At 52.9% G+C, this 877-nt stretch carries 1 protein-coding gene; it reads right to left on the reverse strand.

Annotated elements, in window-relative coordinates; all coding sequences use genetic code 11:
- Positions 1-118: 118 nt before the first annotated feature.
- Positions 119-772, reverse strand: a complete 654-nt coding sequence (locus tag ACOCD2_RS22645) for a type IV pili methyl-accepting chemotaxis transducer N-terminal domain-containing protein (protein ID WP_293650556.1) — start codon at positions 770-772, stop codon at positions 119-121.
- Between the last annotated feature and the right edge of the window lie 105 nt (positions 773-877).

Below are 877 nucleotides of genomic sequence, written 5' to 3' on the forward strand. Positions count from 1 at the left end.
GAAGTTGTTGCGTAGTGCTTGGTGACCAGGACGGCTGGGGCACCAATAGGTTGTCAAAGGCCGAGTCGATTTTGGGGACTGGGATGTCCCAAAATCTATCACGAGGCCGAAGACACGCTTACTTGGCCAGCGCATCGTCGATTTCAGAGGTGTTCTCCGGAGCGTTCTGCAGCAGGTGTAGAGCGTCCGTGAATTCAACCACGGCCTTGTCCTGTCCCGCCTTGTACTCGGGGTTGTCCAGTCCCCAGCTGCGCAGCACGTAGAATTTACCGATGCGCTGGGAAAGCATGCGCTGCCGGCCGGATATGTTGACCAGTTTGCCTGCGTTGGTGCCTGAGCGTTCCTGAAGCAGCAGCACGAACTGGTGTGATTTCTTCAATACCTTGTCAGACATGACCGCTAGCTCTTCAGCCTTGTCTTTGGAGGGTTTGGCAGTAGCCAGTGCCTTGTATTTTTTCCACAGTGCCGCAACTTCGGCGATGGTTTTCCTTTCCTCGTCAGTGGCAGCAAAGTCTGTCAGTTCGGCAAGCTGCTTTTCGAACAGCTTGATGGAGTCCCGAAGCTGTATGTTGGCGCTGAGCATGACTTTCTGTCCAACCAGTGCATAAGCTTTCACGATGCGCTGTGAAAGCATGCGCTGACGTCCGGCCTTGTTGATGGCGTCACCCATGGTGAGGCTGGATTTACCGGCTGCCGGCGCGGCCTCAATGCTCCCAATAAAGATGAGCGGAAAGATGCAGGTCAAAAGAAGCAGAAGTTTTTGTGGTTTCATAATTGTTGCCCATCGATGAATCGGGTGCTTCGCTTAAAAAACAGGCTCTTCCCCAAATGGAGTGGGTAGATTATCGTAATCCCCTATGAGAGACAAAGACCTATA

This window comes from Thiolapillus sp. (assembly GCF_048562965.1).
GTDB lineage: Bacteria > Pseudomonadota > Gammaproteobacteria > Chromatiales > Chromatiaceae > Thiolapillus > Thiolapillus brandeum_A.